The 6,975-nt window shown below is 39.7% G+C and carries 8 protein-coding genes; all 8 read right to left on the bottom strand.

The annotated features are described in order from the left end of the window. Positions 1 to 119: 119 nt before the first annotated feature. The 8 genes from F0226_RS21860 to F0226_RS21825 all read right to left on the bottom strand — a co-directional run bounded on the left by F0226_RS21860 (position 120) and on the right by F0226_RS21825 (position 6,846). Positions 120 to 383 carry a hypothetical protein gene (locus F0226_RS21860; protein ID WP_171737609.1) on the bottom strand — a complete coding sequence of 88 codons (264 nt, stop codon included), beginning with the start codon at positions 381 to 383 and terminating at the stop codon, positions 120 to 122. Positions 384 to 519: 136 nt separating this feature from the next. Further along, positions 520 to 1,377: a hypothetical protein gene (locus F0226_RS21855; RefSeq protein ID WP_171737608.1), complete on the bottom strand. Its 858-nt coding sequence runs from the start codon at positions 1,375 to 1,377 to the stop codon at positions 520 to 522. Between the two features lie 183 nt (positions 1,378 to 1,560). Continuing rightward, positions 1,561 to 1,968 (bottom strand): GFA family protein, encoded by a 408-nt coding sequence (locus F0226_RS21850; RefSeq protein WP_171737607.1) that lies wholly within the window; start codon positions 1,966 to 1,968, stop codon positions 1,561 to 1,563. A gap of 159 nt (positions 1,969 to 2,127) precedes the next feature. Next, the gene (locus F0226_RS21845; protein WP_171737606.1) at positions 2,128 to 2,694 is read right to left on the bottom strand and encodes an ADP-ribosyltransferase; all 567 of its coding nucleotides are present in this window, start codon (positions 2,692 to 2,694) and stop codon (positions 2,128 to 2,130) included. Positions 2,695 to 2,840: 146 nt separating this feature from the next. Further along, the gene (locus tag F0226_RS21840; protein ID WP_171737605.1) at positions 2,841 to 3,470 is read right to left on the bottom strand and encodes a CatB-related O-acetyltransferase; all 630 of its coding nucleotides are present in this window, start codon (positions 3,468 to 3,470) and stop codon (positions 2,841 to 2,843) included. Positions 3,471 to 4,207: 737 nt separating this feature from the next. Further along, entirely contained in the window at positions 4,208 to 4,549 is a 342-nt protein-coding gene (locus F0226_RS21835; protein ID WP_171737604.1) for a DUF6404 family protein, read from the bottom strand. Between the two features lie 719 nt (positions 4,550 to 5,268). After that, on the bottom strand, positions 5,269 to 5,715 hold the full coding sequence (locus F0226_RS21830) for a GNAT family N-acetyltransferase (protein WP_171737603.1): 447 nt from the start codon (positions 5,713 to 5,715) through the stop codon (positions 5,269 to 5,271). 144 nt (positions 5,716 to 5,859) lie between these two features. Continuing rightward, the gene (locus F0226_RS21825) at positions 5,860 to 6,846 is read right to left on the bottom strand and encodes a hypothetical protein (protein ID WP_171737602.1); all 987 of its coding nucleotides are present in this window, start codon (positions 6,844 to 6,846) and stop codon (positions 5,860 to 5,862) included. Positions 6,847 to 6,975: the final 129 nt, after the last annotated feature.

Raw genomic sequence — 6,975 nt, 5'->3', positions numbered from 1 at the left:
ACATAACGCCCAATTAAGTAGCTGACAACGCTACCAATACACTAAAATCTACCACCTTAATCACTGAAGCTAAACCAAGTTGAAAATGCCAAGCGTTGGCAGTCTGCTTAAATTGCTTGTTATACGAGTGTTGCCTTCAGTGCCGCAGCTTGTTGTTCAAATAACACATTGTCAGATTCGGAGTAAGACTTAGCTACATTTACCCATTGAACTCCGGTTTCATCAATATGGCGAAACTCAATTTGTAATGCATATTTTGAACAACGAAGTAGACCAAATATAAGCCCTACAATCGTTAAAGTATTAATTTTTGATAAAGGATATGAATCTTTTTTAAAGCTAAACTCTTCTTGGCTTAGTCTAAAATCTGTTTCCTTGTACATTATTTACTCCATTCGTATAACGCCGCATTAAGGTGTGAGCAACGCGACCACGAAACCTAACCATACCACCGTAAACACGAAACCCAACAATGGAATGAAAAATGCCAAGCGTTGGGAATCACTCATAAATGCTTTGTTATGAAACTGTGTCAAAGTTATACCGGCGCAACACGACATAATCCAAACTACCACACCAGATAACAGGCTTGCCTGTTGTTGCATAATAACAATCACCAATGATGAGAGCATGACAGCCTTCTAATTGGTCTAATGATTTGTCTACCTTGAAATATTTGCGGAACTCTTCCGTTATTTCAGGATTGATAGAAACACTTAAACCATCACTGCGGTTACCAGCATTTAACCAAAGTCGACCATCAGCAGTAAAACCAGCATCACTGATAAATCCCCAATACACCCGATTTAACCCATTATAGCCATCGTGGATATCTTTGAAATTTACGAACAGTTCATTCGCTTTTTCTGGTAGCCCCAGAATTGGAGCATTAGGGATAGATACTTTTGAATCTGATGTATAGAGCTTGTCGGAACGTACTAGCTTATATAAGGTATTTTTAAGCGTGAGGTGCGCTGGGTAATCTTTACCACCACTGTTTTTGACCTCAATACCTGATCTTCGCTCTCCAACTGAAACATCCGGTTTAGGGGTTGGGCTTTGAACATCAACTTCATAATTTTTGTCTAAGCCAAGGTCTAAAACTATACCAGAGTCTGGATTAGCCGCAGGCTGACCATCACCACCATCTCCGTCATCAACGACCTCATAGTTAGTTGCGTAGTTGCAATCTTCGGTATGGTGAGCACAAAAGTGCGGGACTTTATTCCCGTAGCTCGATTTTCTGAACCAAGCATCTCCATTGCAGGAAGTGCATTGCAGATTTCGGCGCATAGTTACGATTGCTTTTTCACCCAACGCCCAAAAATCATCTGCATACCATTCTTTCTCATCAATAGAACAAAAAGCTATGTCCATGTTTTCTACCTCTTTATAATTATCGACCTAACCTGACTGAAAGTTTCATAACGCCCAATTAAGTAGCTGACAACGCTACCAACACACTCAAATTTACCACCTAAATCACTGAAGCTAAACCGAGTTGAAATGCCAAGCGTTGACAGTCTGCTTTAATTGCTTGTTAGGCGATTTTTACAGCGCCTACTTTCGTCCAACTTCGTGCTTTTCACTACGTGGTAATTCAGCATCTAAGTCATCCCAATTAGCCCTTGATGTAACAAAGTTATGAGAAATAGGTCGTTCCGATATATCGGTATCCAAAATACCTAAACGAAGGCGAAACCTTTTCGGAGATTGAGAATTGGAACTATAGATTGGACTTCCGCAACTTTTACAAAAGTACTTACGTTTACCCTCACTGCTTTCATAAAAAGTAAGAGTCTTATCGTTATCAATTAACTTTAAGTCTTCAGCGTCAATGAAACCATTGGTGGCATAGGCACTTCCGCTAGCCTTACGGCACAAAGAACAATGGCAATGAATAATATCGGTAACTCCACCATTCAATGACAACTGGATTGAGCCACACAAACAACTTCCTTTGTACATTTACACTCCTTAGCTAAAACTTTGCCTATTCGCCTAACGCCCAATTAAGGTGTGAGCCACGCTACCACCACACTCAATTTGAGCGCCGTAAACACTGAACTTGACCCAAACCAAAAATGCCAAGCGTGGAGAATCACTCTTAAATTGTTTGTTAACTTACTAGCTGTATTCTAAGTAAATAACTTTAAGAACATCAATTTCGTTTTTAAAATCACCAGTAATTCTTTTAATTTCAGCCTTATCGGTGATTTCTTCTCGTTTAACAATCGTTAGCTTTGCATTTCTAGGGAGCAAATATTCTTTCTCTTCTGCTGTATTGTCAGACTTTTCCATATACATAGCTTTTGCAGATTGTTTTGCATCGATGATAAGCAAGTATGGATCATAACCATCAGAGTTTGGATGACGATTATAATGTTGACGCAAGTTGTCATCTTGTGCAGATGTAGATAAGTAAGCAGGATCTTGAAAATCCTGACTTTTTATAAATCGCTCAACACAGTCACCGTAAACTGCACGATAAAGGCAAGTATCGGCTAGTAACGACTGGGAGTTGATAGCTATATCAAGGCTGTTCTTGTGAACTTCGTCCTCAGCTGTTAAGGCTATTGCATTACGGAGGTTATGATTCACCGTATACGCAAAACCACCACCCGCACCGTCACTTCTTTTGTAAGCATCAAATGCTTCTTGCTCTACCGTCGAGAGATATTCATAAATAGTCAATCTTTACTCCTGTAAGTTAACGCCCAATTAACTTGCGCAGCAACGCAATACAGAGGCTCTGCACTGCGCCATAATCACTGAAACCTATTAGAAGTAAAACTGCCACGCGTTGTAAGTCAGGTTAAATTGTTTGTTATGTGCTAATTTTATCCGTCATAAGCTAAAACTGCACTTTTGAGACCTTGAATGTCTGATGCGCATAAATACCTTTTTAATGAATCAAACTTTTCAATCGGCCAGTCATAAATTTTAAGCTGCAATAATTCGTCAATCACTAATGGCTCAAAGCGATATTTGACCAATTTAGCGGGTGTACCACCAACGACACTGTATGGTGCTACATCTTTAGTCACGACGCTATTCGCTGCAACTATGGCACCCTCTCCAATAGTTACGCCTGGCATAATCATGGCTCTCATTCCGAGCCATGAACCATCGCCAATGTAAGTGTCACCTTTGCCAATATAAGCTTCGTCAATGTAGTCCATAAATGGGTATAAACAGAACCAGTCACCTCGATGAGTATGGTTACCTCCCATCAAAATAACGACTTCAGCACCGACACAAACATAGTCACCAATGTGAAGTTTATCTATTTCCCACCTTGGCTCCCAATTTCGACTGATTTCGTCACCATGTAAGTATCTGACAGCCGACTCTTCGAAACCATTGTCCCAACAATCACTGTAATAGCTGTGGGTGCCCTTTATAATAATATTCGGATTGGTTACTACCTCATGTAGTAACTGAAATTTTGACCAGTGTTTCTTTTGCATACTTGACCTCAAGCTAATGTTAAATAATAAGAATTATTGAAATAACATTACGCTCGTCAGTGGATCCGAGGCTGCTTTAACAAAGGGATAAGTTGCATAATTCACTCTGAATTTCGGGGAAAATCGATAATAGCACATAACGCCCAATTAACTTGCGCAGCAACGCAATACAGAGACTCTGCATTGCACCTTAATCACTAAACCTGATTAGAAGTAAAAATGCCACGCGTTGCAAGTCAGGTTGAATTGTTTGTTAGGTTTTACCACAATCGACTGATTTAATTGATAAAGAATTGCGATACCAATTTGATTTTAATACTCAAGTCACACGCAAGTACTGAAAATGACACTTCAAAAAATGAAACAGTCTCATGAACTGAAACCAATACTCACGATCAAATAAGTAGAAAAAGAGAAAATCAGGACGAGTATTTCTATCCACAACTTCAAACCGAAGAGGCAAAAACACTCAAAGCGACTTTAAGCCAGTTACACTTCCAATCATTGCTTCTCTGAACCAAAATGAAGCACCCGCGAACCTTGGCATGTTTACGGTTGAAGAGAGTTTTAATCTTGAAACCTCGATATTCAACTGCTGAAAATAGCTGAAATAAACAGGTTGAGAAATTGACAAATCACCTACTTCACATTGATGTTAAGGCGCTGATTTATAATAAAACCTAACGCCCAATTAAGTTGCAGACCAACGCAAACCAGAACCCAAAGTAACGCACCGATTACTCCCAAACTGTCAGACCTAGTTGCTTTCTTCTCACATAATAAAAAGTAGACATCAGAAAACCAAATACCAAACCACCAATACCAGCTTCTATTAACGTCTGAACTACTGTCTTATCTAGAAACTGTCCCGTCATTAGCCATGAGATCACGCCAAAGCCGACTCCGAAAAACATACTGGTAAAAAACAGGTTTATTAAAAATTTTTGATAATACGGAGGTGGGAATTTAAAACCAAGTAGCCTTAGCAACTTAATTATTGGAGGATTAAAATTTGATTTCCAAACACCTTTTTCTTCCAACTCGTTATGGGCAGCATCTAACTGCTTCTCAAATGACATTTCAACTTCCTTTTATAGCCATGATTTTATTAATAAACCTAACGCCCAATTAAGTTGCAGACCAACGAAAACCTGAACCCAAAGCAACGCACCGATTACACCCAAACCGTTTGGAACTGAAAATGCCGCGCGTTGGCTGTCAGCTTGAATTGTTTGTTAGATTGCCCGCACGATGAAACCAAGTTTAGCGCCAAGGTGCTGAATTGGTTACAAATCTACTGGCTTTGAACTCAGAAGTAAAACGGATAGTTTGAAACTCAATCATAGACAACAAAACGCACTTGGCTAAGAAGCGAAATGAGCTGAAATTGGAGTAATTCGATTGGCTAAAATGGCAAAGAATTCAGGCGAGAAACCTGACAGCAAAGTACGCTGAAGCCGCAACTTTCAATGAAGCTCCCACGAAAAAGAAGCCGCGCAAAATGAACTTGAGCCAGCAAAACTTACTAACGAGGAGACTTGCGTGACGTTGCAGCTAATTAACCGACAAACTTTCTACGTGCGATGGTCATTTTGATGGCATTTTTCACGAAAGGAACAGGTGTGCAGCTCGACGCAGAACAAAGATAAACGGATAATTTAACCCTTTGAATCTTAAGCAATATAACGCCCAATTAAGTAGCTGACAACGCTACCAATACACTAAATTTACCACCGAAATCACTGAAGCTAAACCGAGTTGAAAATGCCAAGCGTTGACAGTCTGCTTAAATTGCTTGTTATACGCGTGGTTGAGGCTCGAGCGAGATACTCATTACACTATGATTCGGCTCACTTTCAATATCAACAACAGACCAACCCAAAGACTCATAAAGTGACGCAACATGGGTATACGCATAAAGGTGGCTTTGAATGCTTTCCAACGCTTGTTCAACACCCAAGTTAATCAATTCGCTTGCGACCCCTTGACCACGCCATTCTGGTGAAACAAAGACCGCATTTAACCAAATAACCTCACAATTTCCATGAGGCTCTTGATAACGTGAATAAGCTAAACCACCAATAACTTGATTATCTCTGAGAGCAACGATAACTGGAGGAAGTTGGGCATCTTGCTTATAAGTGTCTACGAACAAAAAATCAGACCATTCACTTTGAAACAACCTTTCTAAAACTGCCCAATACTGACTATTTTCACCGCAGTTTCTGAATACTACTTTGTTCATGTAGGACTATTTCCTTGAGAGCGTATAACGCCGCGTTAAGTGGTGAGCAACGCCTACCACCCGACCTAAACCATTGTGACATAGACACTTAACCTAAAGTAAGCCGAAAATGCCAAGCGTTGAGAATCCGTCTTAAACGCTTTGTTATGTGATGATGCTCGGGATCGTTTTCGTTGGCAATGGATTTACCCCTAGCGTGGCAAGCTTATTGGATACAAGCAGTTCCCGAAGTTTTGAAATTAAATCAAGAACATGAGAATCCCAGTTTTGTTTGATCAAATTCAAAATAGGAAGCAACGAAGAGTCATAATTTGCTCTTTGCTGGGGTCCAAGTGCCATAAACATTTGAATCGTTCCTATTGCATTATGAAAATCTTGAACAATGGAATGATCACTATCAACTATGACCACGTACTTCCAGCCAAATTCAGTACTAACCCACCTACCAGTTATACGAGCAGGCTCCGGTTCAATTTTTCCTGTGAATATATTAGGTGTTTTGAACGTCCGTTGTTTAACCCCAAACCCAAAAGAATAGTACTCACCTTTTTTTCTTTTCCAAAAGGAATCTAATAACAATTCATGCCCGTGATTGCCTTCGACCTCTCCCAAAATTCCATAATTTTCATCTTCTCGTTTTAGCAGAACACATAGATCAGCGTAAGCAACTTTCTTAGCAACATCTTGATGCTGTAACTTTCCATAGCCCAAGAGAAATGGATTAAAAGTTTGTGCAAAGCGCAAACCGCTATTGAAGTCCTTACAACTAATATGAACTCCGTATTCTTGAGTACTAGACATAAAATCGAAGCTATGGAGATCAGACAATTTTGACACAATATCATTAAATATCGGTCTACCCTCTTCACTAGTTAAATAGTGACACAGTAATGCTTGAAGACCAAAGTTTTGCAGAGATTGCTTAATATCGTTGAAGAAAGCAAAGCCTGCTTTTGAAGCCAAGTTCCCCAATGTAGGTTCGACATTATCCATATAAGGGCGGTTAAAGCTATGAGTCAATGTTTTTTGTTCATATAGCGCTTCAAGTATGGAACAGTAATGCATAGCCCAATAGGCGTTCAAATCCAGATGAATTCCTGGCTTTATGATTTCTACTATATTCTCGTTCATTTATACCGACCATCCAATAAATCACATAACGCCCAATTAAGTAGCTGACAACGCTACCAATGTACTCAAATTTACCACCAAAATCACTGAAGCTAAACCGAGTTGAAAATGCCAAGCGTTGACAGTCTG

Origin of the sequence: Vibrio sp. 99-70-13A1 (genome assembly GCF_013114625.1) — a bacterium.
In the GTDB taxonomy this organism is placed as follows: domain Bacteria; phylum Pseudomonadota; class Gammaproteobacteria; order Enterobacterales; family Vibrionaceae; genus Vibrio.
Note: the sequence above shows the minus strand (reverse complement) of the source record. Positions and strands in the feature narration are given on the sequence as shown.